Source organism: Umboniibacter marinipuniceus, from assembly GCF_003688415.1.
GTDB lineage: Bacteria > Pseudomonadota > Gammaproteobacteria > Pseudomonadales > DSM-25080 > Umboniibacter > Umboniibacter marinipuniceus.
This window is the reverse complement of the sequence record NZ_REFJ01000005.1, coordinates 169,592-189,569: the sequence shown is the minus strand read 5'-3', so window position 1 is coordinate 189,569 and position 19,978 is coordinate 169,592. Positions and strand designations below refer to the sequence as shown.

General features: G+C 49.7%; 18 protein-coding genes. 8 read left to right on the top strand and 10 right to left on the bottom strand.

Going from position 1 to position 19,978, the window contains the following annotated elements; all coding sequences use genetic code 11:
- Positions 1-221 precede the first annotated feature (221 nt).
- From ttcA to DFR27_RS10800, 3 genes are all read right to left on the bottom strand, one after another.
- Complete coding sequence (gene ttcA, locus DFR27_RS10810) at positions 222-1,064, bottom strand: tRNA 2-thiocytidine(32) synthetase TtcA (protein ID WP_121877479.1); 843 nt, start codon at positions 1,062-1,064, stop codon at positions 222-224.
- Between the two features lie 141 nt (positions 1,065-1,205).
- On the bottom strand, positions 1,206-3,689 hold the full coding sequence (locus DFR27_RS10805; protein ID WP_121877478.1) for an ABC transporter permease: 2,484 nt from the start codon (positions 3,687-3,689) through the stop codon (positions 1,206-1,208).
- Complete coding sequence (locus DFR27_RS10800; RefSeq protein WP_245962657.1) at positions 3,686-4,357, bottom strand: ABC transporter ATP-binding protein; 672 nt, start codon at positions 4,355-4,357, stop codon at positions 3,686-3,688. The genes DFR27_RS10805 and DFR27_RS10800 overlap by 4 nt, the downstream gene beginning before the upstream one ends.
- Positions 4,358-4,526: 169 nt before the next feature.
- Here DFR27_RS10800 and DFR27_RS10795 point away from each other — a divergent pair, with 169 nt between their 5' ends.
- The gene (locus DFR27_RS10795; RefSeq protein ID WP_121877476.1) at positions 4,527-5,156 is read left to right on the top strand and encodes an arylesterase; all 630 of its coding nucleotides are present in this window, start codon (positions 4,527-4,529) and stop codon (positions 5,154-5,156) included.
- A gap of 43 nt (positions 5,157-5,199) precedes the next feature.
- Here the strand turns inward: DFR27_RS10795 and DFR27_RS10790 are convergent, their stop codons facing one another.
- The 5 genes from DFR27_RS10790 to DFR27_RS10770 all read right to left on the bottom strand — a co-directional run bounded on the left by DFR27_RS10790 (position 5,200) and on the right by DFR27_RS10770 (position 7,591).
- Positions 5,200-5,580, bottom strand: a complete 381-nt coding sequence (locus DFR27_RS10790) for a hypothetical protein (protein WP_121877475.1) — start codon at positions 5,578-5,580, stop codon at positions 5,200-5,202.
- Positions 5,581-5,592: 12 nt separating this feature from the next.
- Entirely contained in the window at positions 5,593-5,934 is a 342-nt protein-coding gene (locus DFR27_RS10785; protein WP_121877474.1) for a cupin domain-containing protein, read from the bottom strand.
- A gap of 5 nt (positions 5,935-5,939) precedes the next feature.
- Positions 5,940-6,413, bottom strand: coding sequence for a MaoC family dehydratase (locus DFR27_RS10780; RefSeq protein WP_121877473.1), 474 nt, complete (start codon positions 6,411-6,413; stop codon positions 5,940-5,942).
- Between the two features lie 134 nt (positions 6,414-6,547).
- The gene (locus DFR27_RS10775) at positions 6,548-7,090 is read right to left on the bottom strand and encodes a protein tyrosine phosphatase family protein (protein ID WP_121877472.1); all 543 of its coding nucleotides are present in this window, start codon (positions 7,088-7,090) and stop codon (positions 6,548-6,550) included.
- A 12-nt stretch (positions 7,091-7,102) separates the two neighbouring features.
- Complete coding sequence (locus DFR27_RS10770) at positions 7,103-7,591, bottom strand: MarR family winged helix-turn-helix transcriptional regulator (protein WP_121877471.1); 489 nt, start codon at positions 7,589-7,591, stop codon at positions 7,103-7,105.
- A 358-nt stretch (positions 7,592-7,949) separates the two neighbouring features.
- On the opposite strand from DFR27_RS10770, the gene DFR27_RS12590 reads away from it, so the two are divergent.
- The 5 genes from DFR27_RS12590 to DFR27_RS10750 all read left to right on the top strand — a co-directional run bounded on the left by DFR27_RS12590 (position 7,950) and on the right by DFR27_RS10750 (position 14,745).
- The gene (locus tag DFR27_RS12590; protein ID WP_170150847.1) at positions 7,950-8,123 is read left to right on the top strand and encodes a hypothetical protein; all 174 of its coding nucleotides are present in this window, start codon (positions 7,950-7,952) and stop codon (positions 8,121-8,123) included.
- A gap of 171 nt (positions 8,124-8,294) precedes the next feature.
- Positions 8,295-11,459 carry a glycoside hydrolase family 2 TIM barrel-domain containing protein gene (locus DFR27_RS10765; protein WP_121877470.1) on the top strand — a complete coding sequence of 1,055 codons (3,165 nt, stop codon included), beginning with the start codon at positions 8,295-8,297 and terminating at the stop codon, positions 11,457-11,459.
- 13 nt (positions 11,460-11,472) lie between these two features.
- Positions 11,473-12,528 carry a UDP-glucose--hexose-1-phosphate uridylyltransferase gene (locus DFR27_RS10760; RefSeq protein ID WP_121877469.1) on the top strand — a complete coding sequence of 352 codons (1,056 nt, stop codon included), beginning with the start codon at positions 11,473-11,475 and terminating at the stop codon, positions 12,526-12,528.
- A 5-nt stretch (positions 12,529-12,533) separates the two neighbouring features.
- Positions 12,534-13,685 carry a galactokinase gene (gene galK / locus DFR27_RS10755; RefSeq protein WP_121877468.1) on the top strand — a complete coding sequence of 384 codons (1,152 nt, stop codon included), beginning with the start codon at positions 12,534-12,536 and terminating at the stop codon, positions 13,683-13,685.
- The gene (locus DFR27_RS10750) at positions 13,678-14,745 is read left to right on the top strand and encodes an aldose epimerase family protein (RefSeq protein ID WP_121877467.1); all 1,068 of its coding nucleotides are present in this window, start codon (positions 13,678-13,680) and stop codon (positions 14,743-14,745) included. The genes galK and DFR27_RS10750 overlap by 8 nt, the downstream gene beginning before the upstream one ends.
- Before the next feature lie 72 nt (positions 14,746-14,817).
- Here the strand turns inward: DFR27_RS10750 and DFR27_RS10745 are convergent, their stop codons facing one another.
- Positions 14,818-15,204, bottom strand: coding sequence for a DUF3224 domain-containing protein (locus DFR27_RS10745; protein WP_121877466.1), 387 nt, complete (start codon positions 15,202-15,204; stop codon positions 14,818-14,820).
- Between the two features lie 134 nt (positions 15,205-15,338).
- Here DFR27_RS10745 and DFR27_RS10740 point away from each other — a divergent pair, with 134 nt between their 5' ends.
- Complete coding sequence (locus DFR27_RS10740; protein ID WP_121877465.1) at positions 15,339-16,862, top strand: MFS transporter; 1,524 nt, start codon at positions 15,339-15,341, stop codon at positions 16,860-16,862.
- 166 nt (positions 16,863-17,028) lie between these two features.
- Here DFR27_RS10740 and DFR27_RS10735 read toward each other — a convergent pair whose 3' ends face one another.
- Positions 17,029-19,251 carry an NADP-dependent isocitrate dehydrogenase gene (locus DFR27_RS10735; protein WP_121877464.1) on the bottom strand — a complete coding sequence of 741 codons (2,223 nt, stop codon included), beginning with the start codon at positions 19,249-19,251 and terminating at the stop codon, positions 17,029-17,031.
- A gap of 348 nt (positions 19,252-19,599) precedes the next feature.
- Here DFR27_RS10735 and DFR27_RS10730 point away from each other — a divergent pair, with 348 nt between their 5' ends.
- On the top strand, positions 19,600-19,977 hold the full coding sequence (locus DFR27_RS10730) for a VOC family protein (RefSeq protein WP_121877463.1): 378 nt from the start codon (positions 19,600-19,602) through the stop codon (positions 19,975-19,977).
- The last annotated feature ends 1 nt before the right edge of the window (position 19,978 follow it).

Genomic DNA, 19,978 nt, shown 5'->3' with positions numbered 1-19,978 from the left:
GATAGATTTTGGCAACCGTGGAATCTACGAAGTGATAAATAGCGCAAGCTGTTGGCCCTAACTGCCTGCTCTATTGCTCGCTAAGCCGTTAACAGCACCGAACGGCATGACCCGCTCAACCGCGCCCAATAGCTAACGGCGCCCAATAGCTAACGGCGCCCAATAGCTAACGAGAGCTAACGAGAGCTAACGAGAGCTAACGAGAGCTAACGAGAGCTGAGCTAGCCAACATTTACCGCATTGATAATTTCTAGACCAGACTGTCGATCAATCGCGAGATTAGAGAAGTCAAATAGATCGGCATCAGCCAGTTGCGAAGGCTTAACATTCCTGATCGCACCGAAGATGTTCTGAATTCGTCCAGGATGCTTCGCACTCCAGTCGGCTAACATGGCCTTAATATTCTGCCGCTGTAAGTTTTCCTGAGAGCCGCAAAGGTTACATGGAATAATCGGAAATTCTTTGGCTTCAGCTAAGGCAATTAGATCATCTTCTGGACAGTAGGCTAAGGGGCGAATTACGACATTTCGCTTGTCATCGGATAACAGCTTCGGCGGCATGGCCTTGAGTGTTCCGCCATAAAACATATTCAGGAATAAGGTTTCAATAATATCGTCACGATGGTGCCCAAGTGCGATTTTGTTCGCACCAATTTCCTCTGCGAAGCCATAGAGCGAACCTCGACGCAGACGCGAACACAATCCACAAGTGGTTTTACCTTCAGGCACTACAGACTTAACAATTGAATAGGTGTCTTTTTCAAGAATGTGGTACTCAACACCTAGCGTATCGAGGTAAGCGGGCAGTATATGCTCTGGAAAACCTGGCTGCTTCTGATCCAGATTGACGGCCACCAGGTCGAACTTCACGGGCGCGGTTTTTTGCAAGCCCATCAATACATCTAACATGGCGTAGGAGTCTTTACCCCCAGACAGACAGACCATTATTTTGTCGCCTTCTTCAATCATATTGAAGTCAGCAATAGCTTGCCCCACATGGCGACGAATACGTTTCTGTAGTTTGTCTAGTTCATGTTTAGTGCGGCGTGGATCGGCGATAGTCATGGAAAGTCCCAGCAAATGTAGTCAAAACGGGCGCATTATACTGTGAAAACTACCGCTTCCCTAGCGGTAGTTTTTCTTACCAATACTGGCAACTTCAACTACAACAGGTAGCCTTCGCAATCCACGCTGCCTTGTTGTGCTTTAGTTAACTTCACGGAGAATATCGTTGGGTGCAACCTGCACCACCTGTTTTGAGGTGAGTAGCCCAAACAGCGCTACCACCAGCGCAGAACCTACTGGAAGAATAATCCACATAGGCCAATGCCACGCCATGGGTAGATCAAATTGCTGCGTTTGAATGACCGCCGCCGCGCCTTCAGCCATGGCTGCACCAAGAATACCGGCGGCAAAACCTAGGAAGCCAAACTCAATAAGCAAAGCACCAAGTAGACGATTTTTAGACGCACCTAACGCACGAAGTACGGCACTCTCTCTAAGCCGCCAATCCTGACTTGAACGGACTGTTGCCAGGAGAACTAGAATGGCCGAAACAGCGACCAAACCAAGCACCAACTCAACGGCCCTACTTACCTGGTTAATAACTTGGCGAACTTGCTCAATGATGTAGCCCACATCAATCACTGTCACCGTGGCGAATTCGCGCAGAAATGAAGGAATGAAATCACTTCGATCATCGGGAACGTAGGCACTTGTCATCCAGCTTGCGCCAAAATTCTCCAGGGCGGGTGGCGATAGCAGCATGAAGAATGCAGGTCGGAGGTCATCCCAATCCAGTGTGCGAATGTTTGCAACCATGACTTTCACCTGAGTACCACCAATATCAAATGTAATGGTATCAGCCAGTTTCAGGTTCATTCGCGTAGCGACCGATTCCTCCACTGAAACCAGCAACTGATCCGTATCGGGCTCCCACCAGGAACCCACCACCAGCTCATTATCCCTTGGCAGCTCTGACGCATAACTCAAATTGAGCTCTCGTGAGATATGCCGGTAACCGTTTTTCTCAGCACGAGCCTTAGCGTCTTCACCGTTAATGAGCGAAATTCGCCCCCGAACCATGGCATAAAGCCCCGAGTCATCTATATTCTCGTGATCGAAGGTGTGATTAATATTATCTACCTGATATGGCGCTATGTTGGTGAAGAAGTGATTGGGTGCATCCTCGGGAATTGACGCTTGCCAGTCACCAATAAGCGAACTGCGAACCAATACCGCCGATGCTAACAGCGACAAAGTTAGCGCAAATGCGACGATCTGCCCTACGGTTAGCCAGCGATGACGCGCTAGTGAGCTCATCGCTAATCGCCAAGGCGACGAGGCCTGAACCAGCCTGCGCTTGCCGCTAAAAAGGATGATCGCGAGCAGCCAAGCTACGCCACCGCCCAGTACTAGAGCACCCAACAATCCAACAATCACCCACGGCGTCTGGGTGTAGAGCACTAACAATAAGCTAAATGCACTTAAGCCAATCGCTGACGCGCTTAGCAGTGACCCTGTACCGCCTAACTCCCGACGAATAACTCGCAATGGCGGAACGGCGCGCAACTGATAAATAGGTGGCCCTAAAAATGCGACCATACTAATAAGCGAAGTAAGTATGCCCAGCCAAGCGCCAAGTAAGGTAGGCGCAGGTAATTCTGTTTCTAGCCAAGCGCTAATTAATGCAGCGATAGCAGCCTGAACTACTAGCGCGATAAGCAACCCGACTGCGGTTGAAAGCAACCAAAGTGCTGCTAACTTTTCCACCAGAAGCCGAGTAATTCGTTTCGGGGTAGCGCCCAAGGTCTTCTTGACCGCTACCGCATCAAGTAGGTAGCGACTATAACGTCTTCCAGCCAAAGCGAGTGCAACCCCTGCCATGGCAACGCCCAGCGCTCCACAAAGCAACAGAAATTGTTTCGCGCGCGACAAGGTTCGAGCCAGCTGTGGCTGCCCTTGCTCTAAGGTCCGAATCGACACATCGTCAGTATTTACTTCCGCCTCTAACCACGTGGCGAAATCAGTAATTGCTTGCTCATCACCCGCGTACTGCTGCGCGTAACTGAGTCTACTTCCGGGCCTGAGCGCCATGGTTGAGTATACATCCACCATGGAAATCATTACTCGCGGTCCGAGCGAAAACAAACTGAAACCGCCATCGGGTTCGCGCTCGATAACCCCTACAATCTGAACCACCAATTCGCCAACGTAAATTGAATCACCTACCGCGAGTTGAGCACGGTCCAAATAGCTTTGATCTACCAACGCGGTGCCCGATGAAAGAAGGCCTAGATTGGTGGCAGGCGGCTCGAATCCGGCTTTGTATTCAAGCGCACCGCGAAGGGGATAATCACTGGACACAGCCTTGATAGAGACCAAGATACCGTTAGTATCGTCACTGACCGGATAAGCCATGGTGGGAAACTGAATGGTTTGAGAAGTCTTCAAACCGCGACTTTGAGCCACGGAAATGAGGTTATCGGGGAGCGACTTCCCAGAATTAACCGCTAAATCACCAGCCAAGTAAGTAGCAGCTTGCGCATCTAGCGCTCGCTCAAGGCGCTCCGCGAACAAGCCGATACCAGCCACAATGGCTACCGACATCGCCAACGCAACCGCTAGGATACTGAGATCACCAGAACGACCACCGCGCCACTCTCGGCGCAACCATTGCCAACCGTTCACGCAGTTGCCTCCGTGACGATTTTCCCAGCCTCAATACGAATTTGTCGCCCACAGCGATCAGCGAGTTGCTGATCGTGGGTAACTAGCACCAGGGTTGTACCCACTTCTCGGTTCAGATCGAAGAGTAAGTCAGCAACTTGTTCACCCGTGGCCGCATCTAAGGAACCGGTGGGCTCATCAGCAAACAGTACCGCTGGCTTAGCGGCAAATGCTCTAGCAACTGCCACGCGCTGTTGTTCACCGCCTGACAGCTTACTTGGATAGTGTTCAATACGATGCCCAAGGCCGACCTTCTCCAACCACTGTTTCGCCTGATTTTCGGCGTTGGAGCCACCCGCTAGTTCTAATGGCAGCATCACATTCTCTAACGCCGTAAGACTCTGTAATAACTGGAAGCTCTGAAAAACAAAGCCAACGTGTTTAGCACGTAAGAGCGCTAGCGCCTCTTCATCGAGACTCTCCAAGCGTTGACCAGCAAAATTGATGGAGCCTGACGAAGCGTGATCTAGCCCCGCCATCAAGCCCAACAGCGTAGACTTACCTGAGCCGGAGCGACCAACGATGGCAATTGACTCACCCTTGTCGATAGAGAATGACAGATGGTCAAGCAAAACCAGCTCACCGTCCGCCGAAGGGACAACTTTAGAAACATTTTCGAGTTGCAGAATCATGGACTCACCTTGTTAATCAGCCACTTTGTGAAGCCGAAGTTAAGCAGTAGTAGTAATTTAATGAACATTCTACGGTGCTTTCCGTGGATTGCGTCTTAGGATAAACCACATGGTAAGCTCGAGAAGCTTTGATTAGCATACTGCTATTACCTTCGAGGATTGTAAGATGCGACAACTCGTCAGCCTAATTGTGCTATTCACAGCTTTCCAAGCTCCTATCGGTCATGCTGAGCGCTGGCTTGTTCTGGGCGACAGTATTAGTGCCGGTTACGGCTTTGAACTGGAACAGGGCTGGGTAAATCTGTTACGAGAGCGATTAAAGGAAAATGGTGAGCACGAGGTGATTAACGCCAGTATCAGCGGAGAAACAACCGGTGGTGCACTGGCTAGACTTCCCAATCTGTTAAGCCAAAAGCCCGCTGACTGGATAATTATTGAACTCGGCGGAAACGATGGCCTACGTGGCTATCCTATCAACAGCATCCGAGACAACCTCAACAACATGATTGAACTTGCTCAGGCGGAAGGCACAAAAGTCATTCTCGTCAGCATGCAAATTCCGCCAAATTATGGCCCTCGCTACACTCGCCAATTCAGAGCCGTGTACGACCAACTCAACGAAACTCATGAACTTATCCAGGTAGAAATCTTTTTGGAAACGGTTGCCACGGATCCGGAGTTAATGCAAAGCGATGGCATTCACCCTAAGGCAGAAGCCCAGAGCGAATTACTTCGCAATATCTGGCCAGCAATAGAAACCGCACTGTTATTGCCCGAGGAACGGGCAGGAGAATAGCCATATTGGGCCAATGTAAGTGAACTACGGCCCGCCGCAGCGCTCAGCGCTTCTTTAGCTTCCCAAGCGCTGAGCGCAGCGCCGTGGCATTACGATCTCGAATGTATCGCCTACCATTGATCATCAACGGAATCTCCGTAGCCCATACCAATAGCAGGAGTGCTATGGGCCAAAGTACGCCATCAATATAAGCGAAAGGCAAGTAAAGAAAGAGGGCGAGCAACAGAGAACCGCGCAGCCAATTATTTGCATAGAAGTGGTGCCAACCAAAGAAGAAGAGTACCTGCCTTTTGGTAAACTCCTGAGGATCACGAACCACTTCAGACGCCGCGGTTTCAACAAAACTCCGCTGGGCCTCGGTCAGCTCAGCTAGCTTTCGCTCAAGTTTTTGCTCTTCGTCAAACAGAAGCGCTTCAGTCAACACCGCCCTTCCTCCTTAAAGTTGAATTACATACTCTTTAGCCGTGGTTTCTACTACTTCCCAAGTACCTTTGAAACCTGGGCGAATAACAAAGCTATCGCCCGTTTTGAGAGTTTCCACCTCACCGTCTTCACTGGTCAAGATAGAGACACCCTTCAGAATATGACAGAATTCCCACTCATCGTAGCTCACGGTCCACTTACCTGGAGTAGACTCCCAAACACCAGCAAAGCGAGTGCCGTCTACTTCTTCATAGTTCCAAGTACGAAACTCAGGGTCACCAGCCAGTAGTTTTTCAGCAGCTGGTTTTTCAATTTCAACCGCTACAGTTGATGGGTCAAATCGTAAAAACTTCATTGTTATTATCCTATTGTTACTTTTGGTTCTGCAGGCTTCTCAATCTGCAATTTTTCGGTTGGTGGCATCGCCAGCGCCTCGCCCGTTGCAACGCGCTTTCCATGCTGATTCAGCACCTTACATTGAATTGTCACCTGCTTGCGACGATCATTCTTTTCCGCAACCTCCAACTCGATGGTGAGCGTGTCACCAATGAGCACAGGAGCTCGAAACTTCAAATTTTGCCCCAGATAAACTGAACCGGGGCCCGGCAAATTAAGCGCCAAAGCTGCTGAGACTAACGCGCCAGTCAGCATACCGTGAGCAATTCGCTCACCGAACTGCGTAGTAGCGGCATACTCTGCATCAAGGTGAACGGGATTGGTATCGCCAGACACGGCAGCAAATAGCAGAATGTCTTGTTCGGAAACGGTGCGAACGTAGCTTGCGGACTGGCCTATTTCAAGCTCATCGTAGGTGTAGTTTACTAAAGTGGTCATTAAATCATCCTCGAGTACAGTGCGGCAGATTGTAGCGACTGATCAGTCACGTTTCTAGCGCCCAATATCAAAATAAGCTCACTCCGCACACTTCCAGTAACCATATCACCAGCAGATCCGCTCATTTTGACGCACTACTCTACCTCGATGACTTCTCGGGCCTTGGTTTCTAAGCGCGTTAAACCCCATTCTTTTCCTTTCTCGATGGCGTCATCTTCGCTGGCACCCATTTCCGCAGCAGCAATGGCGACTAACGCGCCCACTCTATTACCACTTGCACAGTGCACGGCAACACCCTCGTGACCGAATTCATCGAGTAATGCCGCTAGCTGTAGCGCATTATCAACGGTGAGATCTGCCGCACTCGCAACCGGAATGGAGTAATAGCGCATGCCCGCCCCCTCAACCACGGCTTGCTCTGCAAAGGGCTGCTCTTCAATTGGGCGAAGATTGATTACATGTAAGACACCCTGTTGGGCGAGGTACTCAATTTCACTCACAGTAGGTTGGCCACCTGCGAAAACGCCGGTTTCGACCTGATTAAGACGCCCTACCCGAAGTATCGCTCCGAGTTCTGTCTCACTCTCTGATGGTGCTACGGCTGAGGGAGTTGGCGCGTTGGTAGCGCACCCAGATAAAAAGGCCAGGCTAAGTAGCGATAGCAGCACAATTCGCATTACCAACTCCTCTTATTTGGGCGCATCAGGGTCAACGCGAAGCTGCCCCACTTCAAGCACGGGTGATGCATCAATTCGCTCTGCATCCATCATGGAAGCAATACGTTGCATGGTGGCAACCATCTGAGACTGCTCCCATTGCTCCATTGACTCAAAGCGATTGATAAAGTGCTCTTGCAACAACGTTGGCGAGTCCTTAATGGCAGCGCTTCCCGTCTCCGTCAGGAAGAGCCCCACTCGACGTCGATCGTTCTCTGAACGCTGACGAACAACGAGCCCTCTGGCTTCAAGTCGATCCAAGATACTGGTGACCGTGGCCGAACTTAGCGTGATTCGATTAGCAATATCTTTGACCATCGTACCTTCATGCTGGCCGATATCCTGTAGTACCAACAGCTGAGAACTCGTTAGCCCAGTCTCTTTGTTCAACTTCTTCGAATACAAGTCGATTGCCCGAATTACTTGTCGGATGGACACTAATAGCTCTTCGTATCGCTGCATATGCTCAACTCTCTAGTCATGATCTTTAGTTGCCGACACGTTAACAAATATCATCATGCTCGCCAACATCGATTTGCTTTCTTTAGCTCCCTAAATTTACTGCTAGCCCCCTGAATAACTACAACCCAGCGCGTAACAGCCATTCTCCACGTTACAATATTAGTTAGAATTGAATTAAATAACTCAGAATTTAAAAAGAAAAATAAAGTAGTTAACATCAACTCAAACCCAAGTAATCTGCAAAAAAATTGATTTAAAGGACATAAAAGGCGTACAATTAATTCGAACTCTAATTATTAGTACTCTAACCCAACTAATTAATTAGCAATTTCCAATACACCTAAAAGGAGGAACTCAAGTGAAACTCACTAACCTTTCTAATACGGCAGCCCGCTTTGCCGGGAAGTCCTATATCTTTATTGCACTGGTATCTTATACCATCCCCTGGACCATTCTTACTGCCTACCAACTACTTCAACAAGCCAAGAATAAGCTGCTTGGCCAAGCGCATAAGGCTCGACAACAGAATTAATCGTCCGCACCAATTCAGAACGCAGTACCAAAGCTAAAGACGCTTGCTTAGCCGGTAGATAGTTCAAGCAATTTCACCCGAAGGTGAATATTGATCAGCCAACTATCTAAGCCAATTCATCTATACTTTTCGCACCTAGAACGATAATCACAAATAAAGGTGTGTGACTGCATGAATATTCAACGCGGCCTCTTGCTCGCTACTGCTCTACTAGCATCCCAATCGCTGGCAACGCCACAGACTGAATCCGCGCTACCTGCTTGGCAAGATCCAACGGTCTTCAGGATTAATAAGCTCCCGTCGAGAAGCTTTTTCTATAGTTATCGCTCTGCTGAAGAAGTTAATACCACCAACCCTTTTCAAAGTAGTAATCACTTACTTTTAAACGGTGAATGGCAGTTTAACTGGGTAGAAAACCCGCAGTCCAAAATCGAGGGCTTCGAGCACAATGATTTTGACGACTCTCAGTGGGACACCATCCCGGTTCCAGCAAACTGGGAAATTAACGGCTATGGCATTCCCTACTATCATAGCCACAACTGTTTCGCGCCAAATGTCACGCCACCCGAACTGCCGCAAACCTACAACCCCGTAGGTCAGTATCGAAAACAATTTACGCTTCCCGATACCTGGCAGAATGAACGGGTAGTGGCCCACTTCGGGGCAGTGAAGTCGGCATTTTATGTCTACGTTAACGGTCAGCGTGTTGGCTATTCAGAGGATTCGAAAACTCAGGCAGAGTTCGATATTACTGACTATCTCAAAGCTGGTGACAACACGCTAGCCTTAGAGGTCTATCGCTACTCCGACGGCTCCTATTTCGAGTGTCAGGATATGTGGCGACTCAGCGGCATTGAACGTGACGTTTACCTATTTGCCACCCCTAAGGTACATATCGCGGACTATCATAGCGAAGCAACACTAAGTGCCGACTTTGAGGACGGCATACTCAACTTATCCACCCGTATCGCCAACGTCGACAGCGGCACTCATCGTGACCTAGCCTTGAAGGTATCGGTATCCGATAACGGCGAGACACTTGCCGAAGAGCTCCTCACAATGGGCTCCTTAAGCAGTGACTCCGAACAAACCATCAACTGGCAGTTAACTCTAGCGGACATTGAGGCATGGAGCGCTGAACGCCCGAAACTCTATCAGTTGGACCTAACACTACTGGCCGACGACCAAGCCATTGAGTATGTCAGTAACCGAATTGGCTTCCGCAGCAGCGAACTCCGCAATGGACAATTCCTTATTAATGGTCAGCCAGTACTCTTCAAAGGCGTAAACCGTCACGAGCATGATCCCGTAACCGGCCATGTTGTCTCGCGTGAATCAATGGAACTGGATGCGCGCTTAATGAAGGAAAATAACATCAACTCGGTTCGTCTGGCGCACTACCCGAATGATCCATATTGGTACCAACTTGCTGACGAAGTAGGCCTCTACTTAGTAGACGAAGCAAATATCGAGTCCCATGGATTAGGCGCAGCCAACCAGGGGGCTGGCTACAACCCTGCGAACCATATTGTCAATCAACCGGACTGGCGGGATGCCTATATCGATCGCATCGAGAACATGTATCAGCGCAGCAAGAATAATCCGTCAGTCGTCATTCGTTCACTGGGTAATGAAACCGGTGACGGCCCCAATACCGAGGCCAGCTACGACTGGTTAAAGCAAGCCTCTGACGAACCCGTTATCTCCGAGCAGGCACAGCTTCGACGCCATACTGATGCCTACGGACAAATGTATGCTTCCATTGATCAGATCACTCACTACGCCGAAACCCAAGTTGACTCGCGCCCTGCCATTCTTATTGAGTACGAACACGCGATGGGTAATTCACTAGGGAATTTCAAGGAATATTGGGACACCTTCAAGCAATATGACTCGCTCCAGGGTGGCTTTATTTGGGATTGGGTAGATCAAACCTTCCTGCGTCATACACCCCAAGGCGAAGCTTTCTGGGCCTACGGCGGTGATCTAGAACCTCCAGCGGTCATTCATTCGGACAGCTTTTGCGCCAATGGCCTGGTATATGCCGATCGCAGCGCCTACCCATACCTACACGAAGTAAAGCGCGTGCAACAGGATATCGCGATTGAATTTGACGAAGCGTCTAAACAACTTAGTGTGAGCAATGAATTCTTTTTCATTGACTTAGCCGGCTACGAATTAAGCTGGGAGCTTATTGCCAACGGTCAAGTAGTGGCCCAAAGCTTGCAAAATATTCCACTCAGCGCGGCCGCTCAGCACACTCAAACCATTGCACTGAATGAACTTGAGTTAGACCAATTCAGCGGTGAGCTGTTCTTAAATACCTCAGTACAACTAGCCGCGGCTCAGGGCATGCTCAATGCTGGTCATATCGCGGCGCAATCTCAGCATGCCCTGAGCTCAGCCTTCACCCCTCCTCTTGCTGACCAAGCAACACGTTTGCGGTTACGAGAAAACGATGAACGCTTTCGTTTAAGTAGCAACGTTGCCGATATCCAATTCAATAAAGATAGCGGACTACTTACTCAGGTCAGTTATCACGGAGAGGAAATACTTGCTGGCAGTTCAAGACCCGAATTTTGGCGAGCTCCCATCGACAATGACTTTGATATTTCAAAGTTTCAGCCCAGCCTATCAACTTGGCAGTGGGTGGGCCGCTCCATGACGTTACAATCCATTGATGTGACACGAATTGATAGCCAACGCGTAAAGGTTTCTACGGTGCATAACTTGCCAAGCGTTCAAAGCCAATACCTAAGTGAATATATCGTTCATGGCAACGGCAGAATTGACTTCGATCTCTGGTTTTACGCGGCACCGCATCAAAAACAAGCAGAACTGCCCCGCTTCGGCACACTCTTCCAACTTAACCCTGCGCTGAGTCAGGTGGCGTGGTATGGCCGAGGGCCACACGAAAACTATAGCGATAGGAAAACGTCTGCCGATGTGGGGCGCTATCAATCCACGGTTGAGGACTTGTACACGCCCTATGTTCGACCACAGGAAAATGGCTACCGTACCGATGTCAGAACCCTTCACTTCAGTGATGATAATCAACGTGGGGTGAGTTTCCTTGGCGCCCCACTGTTAAGCTTTGGCGCCCAGTACTATTCAACCGATGATTACGATGCGAGCAAAGGCCAGGTTTCAGCTCGTAATCTTCATCCGCATGATTTGCAGAAACAGGATAGAATCTTTGTGAACATCGATCTACGTCAACGCGGTGTGGGCGGCACCGATTCTTGGGGTTCTCCGCCACTATTTCGCTACACGCTTCCATGGCTGGATTATCGCTACCAGTTCACCATGCAGCCGCTTAACGATATTGACCAATAGTGGGTGGTAGCTAATGGAAAAACGTGACGAAATATTTAACGTGAGCGATCACTCACATCGGCGCCGAAACCCACTAACGGGTGACTACGTCTTGGTGTCCCCCCATCGCGCTAAGCGTCCTTGGCAAGGTGCCGAGGATGCGCCCGAACCCAAAGCTAGCGAAAAGTACCAACGTGATTGCTTCCTCTGCCCGGGAAATCAGCGCATTAGCGGCGATCATAATCCACAGTATGAAGACTGCTTCGTGTTCACCAATGATTTTGCTGCATTGCAACCGTTCGTGCCCGAAGCAAGTAGCGAAGACCCTCTCTTTAGCTACGAGAGCGCCACCGGCGTTAGCCGAGTCATTTGCTATTCGCCTGATCACAGTCGTACGCTGGCCGAATTGAACCCGGAAGAAATTGAACGCATAGTGTCTTGCTGGCAACAGCAATCGGCAGAACTCGGTCAACACTATCCATGGGTACAAATTTTCGAGAACAAGGGCGCCTTAATGGGCTGCTCTCAACCACACCCTCATGGTCAAATTTGGGCGAACAGTTTCTGGCCAAACGAAATTCGTAAGAAAAATATCCACCAAGCGCAATATTTTGCACAACATCAAAGTAACCTCCTCCTCGATTACGCCCGTTCGGAACTTAGTAATGGCGAGCGAGTTGTTGAGGAGAGTGAGCACTGGCTCAGCGTGGTACCCTTTTGGGCCGCGTGGCCCTTTGAGACGCTACTAATGCCTAAGTCACAGCAAATCAGTGACTTTAGCGGGATTAGCAGCGAACAACGAGGCGACTTAGCCGCACACCTCAAGGCGCTCACTACGCGCTACGATAACCTGTTTGAATGTAGCTTCCCTTACTCGATGGGTTGGCACCATGCTCCGTTTGACTTGGCAGAAACCTCTCACTGGCAACTTCATGCCAGCTTCTACCCCCCATTGCTGCGCTCGGCGAGTGTAAAGAAGTTCATGGTAGGCTATGAGATGTTCGCGGAATCCCAGCGCGATCTAACCCCTGAACAAGCCGCCGAGTACCTTCGCACCGTCAGCAGTCAACATTATCGTGCAGGAGCTTAAGCCAAATGTCACAAATCGATCAGCTTAAAGCGGCTTTCGCGGCCACATTCAACACCGAAGCCCTCGCTACGTATCAGGCACCTGGGCGAGTAAATTTAATTGGCGAACACACTGACTACAATGACGGCTTTGTGCTGCCGACAGCCATTAACTACCAAACAGTTGTGGCCTGTACACTCAACGGCACTAATCGGATCGAGGTGCTCGCCTGCGACTTCGACAACGAGACGCACGTGATTGATCTCAATGTTCCAATCACTCGCCAATCAAGCCCCGAATGGGTCAATTATGTCCGTGGAGTGATCGTAGAGTTCCAACGACTTGGCGTTCAGTTATCCGGATTATCCATGGCAATCACTGGCAACGTTCCTCAGGGCGCCGGCTTGAGCTCCAGCGCCGCGCTGGAGGTAGCCGTGGGTACGGCACTCAATGACCTGTTTAACGCCCAGTTAAGTCCCACGGATATTGCGCTGCTATCACAGCGTGCTGAAAACGATTTCGTAGGCTGCAATTGCGGCATTATGGATCAGTTAATTTCAGCTACCGGAGTCGCCGACGGCGCTCAACTTATAGACTGTCGCGACCTCTCCACCCAAACCGTAGACATCCCAACTGACTTGCAAATTCTTGTCATCAACTCAAACGTGAAACGAGGCCTAGTGGATAGCGCCTACAATCAGCGGCGCGAACAGTGTGAAGCCGTCGCTAAGCACTTCAACGTCAAAGCCCTCAGAGATATCAGCTCGGCAGAGCTTAACGCCCGGGTTGACGAGCTGGATGGTGAACTCTTCCAACGCGCTCGGCACGTCGTCACTGAGAATGAACGCACGCTGATTGCTGCCGAGGCGCTAAACAATGGGGATATCGCCATGGTAAGCCGATTGATGCAAGCCTCACATGCGTCGATGCGTGATGACTTTAATATCACCGTGGCACCCATAGACTGGCTAGTGGACAATATTCACGAACAACTAGGACTAAAGGGTGGAGTGAGAATGACCGGTGGTGGCTTTGGCGGCTGTGTGGTGGCACTCGTCCCGCAGGGCTTGGTAGCGGCGGTGATACAGCTTGTTGAACAGCACTACGAGGCCGCCACTGGATTGGTTGCCGACATATATCTTTGTAATAGTTCACAGGGAGCGGGACGCATTGACTGAGGCAATAGGAAACCGATCAGAAGCAAGTATTACACCAACCGGATTGATGATTGGCGATCAATCCATTGATCGTATTGAATTGAGTAATGGGGTTGGTAGCAAGCTTACGCTGTTAAGTTACGGCGCCAGCATTGCGCGCCTTCAGATAGCCCTTAGTTCTGGCGAGCTTCGCGACACTGTCTTGTTCTGCAACTCCATTCGACAGCACCTTAGTCAACAGATCTACTTAGGCTCAACAATAGGACGATACGCCAATCGAATCCATAACGGCCAGTTTAAACTTGGAGACTCCACCTATCAGCTTAGTAAGAATGAGAACAACAATACACTTCATGGCGGCTCGCTAGGCTTCGATAAACGAGTCTGGCAAATTAAGTCCGTTGATCGCTCCAGCGCCACCCTGAGACTGCAATCAAATGACGGGGATCAAGGGTTCCCTGGCCGGATAATCGTTTATGCTCGGTTCAGCCTCTCCGAGGATAACGTCGTTTCAATTGATTACCGAGCAACGGCCAACGCTGAGACACCACTGAATATTACAGCCCACCCCTATTTCAATCTTGCGCGACAACACCCAACCATTAGCACCCATCAATTGGAGATCTTTGCCGATCGCTATTTGCCTGTAGATCCAGACGGAATTCCCGCTGAACAGGCCATGTCGGTCATCGGTAATGGCTTTGATTTTCGCGAACCACGTTGTATTGGCGACGTCCTACTTCAGGATTCGCACCAGGAAATCACCGCCGGCTATGACCACTCATTTATCATCCAAGAGGATATGTCCGCCAATTCGGTACCCATGGCAAGACTTTCGTCGCCGCGGGGAGATTTGACTCTCACACTCCGCTCTAATATGCCAGCCGTTCAATGCTACGCTGGAGGAGGATTGGCAGGAACACAACTCGGTAACAACCAAGCGCTGGAAAATTATGCTGCGGTAGCGCTCGAACCTCAATTCGCGCCAGATTCGCCTAATCGGCCGGACTGGCCAAACTGTATATTTGGCCCGCAGCGCAGCTATCATCACCAAATACAGTACCAGTTCAACGAAACTTAAAGCGCAAAACTCAACGTTGTGCGCTATCGGTTTAGCTCAGCGCCTTCGCCCGAGCATTGCTTGGCGCTAGCCTTAATCGGCTAAACGGTAGTCGAAAGTGTAGTTATGGACGGCTTCCGCGATATCAATGGTCATTTCGCCGGAAATGCCTACCAGCTCACCCGTTCCCGAATCGGGCACCACACTAATTCTTAACGATGACTCACCTCGGGTCATCAACCCCTTATGCAGCAGGACAAAGGTGCCAAATTTATCACCTAGCGACCCCTCGAACAGCTCCATCGCAACATAGCCCGCGGAGCCCTCTACGGTGCTACGCGAACTCAACATCTGTCCCTTCGCAATCCCCGCCAAATCGCCTTTATAGTGCTTCTTGATCAGCATGCGACCCATAGCCGGCTCATCACCCTCACTGGGAGTGAGCGCCACATCAAAACTTCCGGTTGCCAAATTACTCATAAACCAACTCCCTATCTACAGACAAATGCTAACTTAAATATCGCAGCCAACAACAAAATTCGCAATAGAGGTTGAACTGAAAGTTGTGCCTTATTACTGTATGACGGGTATTCACAGTAATTTGAGAAACCTTTATGTACGATAATAACGACTTGCGCGAAGTAAAGCAGTTAGGCATGTTCGCCTCAATTGCCAGTCTCAGCTACATTTTCTGGATCGTTGGTGGCATGGAACTGGTAGAGCGAATTAGCTACTACGGTGTTAAAGCCAGTGCGGGCCTTTATACTCAGGCCCCCGTTTCCGCCGGCGGCCTAGGTATCACGCTTAACGACTACGCCATCATCTCCATGATTTGGGCCGTCACCCAAACCTTTGTTCCCGTCTTCTCTGGCGGCCTATCTGACCGCATGGGCTACAAAGAAACCATTGCGCTTTCCACCGTAATCAAAATTCTCGGTTACCTTGCCATGGCTATGTTCCCAACTTTCTGGGGCTTCTTGATTGGCGCGATGCTATTAGCAACGGGGACAGGAATCTTTAAACCCGGTATTCAAGGCACCCTGGTCCTTTCCACCAATCGTAATAACACTTCAATGGCTTGGGCACTGTTCTACCAAATTGTTAATATCGGTGGCTTTGTCGGTCCGCTCATCGCGGTCTACATGCGCCAACTATCGTGGGATTATGTTTTCTTTGCATGTGCCGCAATTATTTCGCTCAACTTCCTCTTTTTGCTCGCCTACCGCGAGCCGGGTAAAGCGGATCGCCTCGAACGTGCCCGCCAGATCAAAGCGGGAGAAATTACTCAACGCCCGCTCTGGCGAGATGCTTGGCAAGAACTAAAAAAGCCGTTGGTCATTGGCTACATGTTGGTATTCGCGCCGTTTTGGTTCCTGTTCTTCTCGCTATTTGATGTCTTACCTATTCACATCTCTGAGTGGGTTGATACACGCGTCATCGTTGACACGCTCTTTGGGCCGAGCGGCACGGACAGCGGGCTATTAATCTTCTTCCTAGGCTTGGATGACCAAGGCACCAAAGTCATGCCCGAAGGAATGTTGAATCTCAACGCTGGCATGATCATGATCTTCTGCTTCTTGGTTGGCGCTGTAGTGGCTAAAGTACGCGTGACTCACGCCATGTTGGTGGGTTGTATTCTCAGTATTGTCGCCATTGCCCTAGTCGGTTTGTTCAATGCCGCGTGGATTATCTTCTTCGCCATCGCTACCTTTTCGCTAGGCGAAATGATGATTAGCCCGAAGAAAAACGAATTCATGGGTAATATTGCTCCCGAGGGCAAAAAAGCCATGTACCTAGGCTTTGTTATGCTTCCTCAGGGCATTGGTTGGGGGCTTGAGGGCTATTTCGGCCCTAAGCTATACGAATGGTTTGCGTCCAAAGAAGCGTTCTCTAGAGAAATGTTAGCGGATATGGGTTGGAGCTCGGAAGCCGTGGCGAATATCGCCAATGGTGAAGCCTTCGATACACTGGTCAGCACCCTTGGGCAACCTGCCTATGCGGTGACCGAACAGCTCTACGCGGCCCACAACGTGGGAATGGCATGGTATATCATTTCCGCCATTGGCACTCTTTCTGCGGTGGGCATCTTTCTCTACGGTCGTTGGCTGTATCGCCTACAACAGGCTCAGGAGATCTGAATCGCTGACAGGCCGGCGAATAGCCGGCTTTGCCCGTATTACCAGAACGGTTAGTGCATGACTGCTGTCGCTAACACTAGACAATAGAACTAGACAATAAAAAAGCCGCATTGGATACCCAAAGCGGCTTTTTTTGGCCCGTATAAAGAGCCGTTAGCGAGGCGAATTACAGCCCAGCTAACAGGGTGTTAAGGGTAGCTGAAGGTCGCATTGCTTCACTCGCTTGCACTGGATTAGGACGGAAGTAGCCGCCGATATCCATTGCTACGCCCTGCGCTGCATTAAGCTCATCAACAATTTTTGCTTCAGCTTTTGCAAGTTCTTCAGCAAGAGGAGCAAAACGCGCCTGAAGTTCAGCGTCCTTAGTTTGAGCCGCCAACTCCTGAGCCCAATACATAGCCAGGTAGAAGTGAGAGCCACGGTTATCCAGCTCATTAACCTTACGTGATGGAGATTTATTCTCCTCCAAGAAGGTAGCCGTTGCCGCATCTAATGTTTCGCCAAGAATGACCGCTGTAGCGTTGTTGAAGGTTGAACCTAGGTGCTCAAGTGAAACGGCAAGCGCCAAAAATTCGCCCAGAGAGTCCCAACGTAAGTGGTTCTCTTTTTCAAACTGCTGAACGTGCTTCGGCGCAGAACCACCCGCTCCAGTTTCAAACAGACCGCCACCGTTCATCAACGGCACGATTGACAGCATCTTCGCAGAAGTGCCCAACTCAAGAATTGGGAACAAGTCTGTAAGATAATCACGAAGAACGTTACCGGTAACAGAAATTGTATTCTCGCCCGCCTTTAGACGCTTCAACGTGTAGTTAGTGGCTTCAACTGGTGCCATCACTTTGATTTCAAGACCATCAGTATTGTGGTCGGCAAGGTAGCGTTCAACCTTGTTAATCAGTTCAGCGTCATGTGCACGATTAGCGTCAAGCCAGAAGATTGCTGGCCAGCCTGTAGCACGAGCGCGATTAACAGCTAGCTTGACCCAGTCCTGTACCGGCGCATCCTTAACTTGGCACATACGGAAGATATCACCAGTCTCAACGGTCTGCTCAAGCAACACCGCACCGCTAGTATCAATTGCCTTAATTACTCCGTTTGACGGTGCAACGAAGGTTTTGTCATGCGAGCCGTACTCTTCGGCTTTTTGAGCCATCAAGCCTACGTTTGGCACGGTGCCCATAGTTGTTGGATCGAAGGCTCCATGCTCACGACAGAAGTTAATCGTTGCGTCGTAAACACCAGCGTAACAACGATCTGGAATCACCGCTTTAGTATCCTGAAGCTTTCCTTGCGCGTTCCACATCTGACCCGAAGAACGAATCATCGCAGGCATTGACGCATCGATAATGACATCCGATGGTACGTGCAAATTGGTAATACCGTTGTCGGAATCAACCATCGCCATGTCCGGTGCGGTGTCGTAGACAGCTGCAATGTCAGCCTTAATTTGTGCTTGAACGTCTTCTTCCAGTGCGGTGATCTTGTTGTAAACGTCACCAATACCGTTGGTTACATCCACACCAATCTCAGCGAAGACATCGGCGTACTTAGCGAACACATCGGCATAGAAAACCTCTACACAGTGACCAAAGATAATAGGGTCAGAGACCTTCATCATGGTTGCTTTCATGTGTAGCGAGAACAAGACGCCTTTCGCCTTGGCATCGGCAACTTGCTCAGCCAGGAACTTACGCAATTCTGCGACATTAAGCGATGAACTATCCAAAATCTCACCCGCTTGAAGCGGCGCGAATTCACGTAGCTCAGTTTCCTGGCCATCGGCAGCCACATGGACAATTTTAAATTCTGTCGCACTGGCTAGCGTAGTAGAGGTTTCACTCTCGTAGAAATCACCCGCGGTCATAGACGCCACGTGCGAAGCGGAATCCTTTGACCAAACACCCATTGAGTGTGGGTGCTTCTTGGCGAATGCTTTTACGGCATTCGGCGCGCGACGATCAGAGTTACCTTCGCGTAGCACTGGATTCACTGCTGAGCCCGCAACCTTTAGGTAACGAGCTTTGATCACTTCTTCTTCCTGAGTCTCTGGTTCGGCAGGGAAATCTGGAAGATTGAAACCTTTTGACTGAAGTTCACGAATGGTCGCAACCAATTGCGGAATTGAAGCGGAAATATTTGGCAGCTTCACAATGTTCGCATCTGGCTGTTTTGCCAATTCACCTAGCTCGGTCAAAGCGTCATCAATACGCTGCGCTTCGCTAAGGTAGTCTGGGAAGTTAGCAAGCACACGCCCAGATAATGAAATATCACGTGTTTCTACTTCAACGCCTGCAGCCTTAGAAAAGGCCTGTACGATAGGAAGGAGTGAGTAGGTAGCTAACGCCGGGGCTTCGTCAGTCAGGGTATAAATAATTTTCGAAGTGGTCATAATAATCCCTAGTTGTTTGGTTCTTGCCGCTCTCGTGAGACCATTTTGTAGTCAATTGAATAGCCAGCCATTTTCTTGCGGCGAATAATAGCAAATTTGCCCTACATTTACCTAATGAACGGGTAGTAAAACTACATTTTTTTAAGAAATAGTGGTTATAAACTCTGCACCCCAATGCTGACTGCAATTCCACAACTACGGCTCAGACCAATAAAACCAGCTCCTGACGTGACAACACCCGCAACATTACTTGCTTTTGTAGTGGTAAGTACAGTTGTCAGCTCACTACAAAAAACGTTATTTCTAGACTAACGAAATTGACAATAATCGAACTAAGAGGAAGCGCAGATGTATCTTAATCAGGTGACCCTCGGTAGCCAAAACATCGCAAGTTCAAAGGATTTCTACCAGAAGCTTGGTTTAACGCTAATTGTGGATACGCCCCACTATCTGAGATTTATCGCGCCAAGCGGTGAGGCCTCGCTGTCAGTCAGTTTGGATCCGACTTTCACCGCCAACACTAATACGATTTATTTCGAGACCAGTACCCTCACACAAGACGTGAAGCGTTTGCAGGATGCTGGATTGGTGTTCGAACAGCTACCGAAAGATGAGTCCTATCTGTGGACGGAAGCCATTCTGCTAGACCCGGCGGGAAATCGAATTAAGCTGTATTACGCTGGCGAGAATCGTCTTAACCCGCCTTGGCGAGTCAATCCAACTTAAG